Source organism: Paraburkholderia sp. SIMBA_030 (assembly GCF_046535245.1).
In the GTDB taxonomy this organism is placed as follows: Bacteria; Pseudomonadota; Gammaproteobacteria; order Burkholderiales; family Burkholderiaceae; genus Paraburkholderia.
Genome location: NZ_JAWRXB010000854.1, coordinates 1 through 261, shown reverse-complemented (window position 1 = coordinate 261; position 261 = coordinate 1). Strand labels below are relative to the sequence as shown.

The 261-nt window shown below is 43.3% G+C and carries 1 protein-coding gene; it reads right to left on the bottom strand.

The features are described 5' to 3' along the window. A partial coding sequence (locus tag SB772_RS42425; protein WP_410838823.1) for an ISAs1 family transposase occupies positions 1-261 on the bottom strand: 261 nt, incomplete at both ends.

Below are 261 nucleotides of genomic sequence, written 5' to 3'. Positions count from 1 at the left end.
ATTTTTCCTTTAATATCCAGCATGTTAAGAAGTTCTGGGATAGCTGTAATCTCATTAGATTTCTCATCCGTCCTGATCTGTCCGATGACCAGACTGTGCATTGTTGAGAACGCACTAATGACATGAATCGCTCCCCTGCGGCGACTCTTGTCATAAGAGTGCCGGAGCGTTTTTCCATCAATTGCAATGACGTCTTTATCATCTGAAGAATGGCAGTCACGCATCCAGTTAATAAAGCACTCGTGAAATTTTGCAGGACTG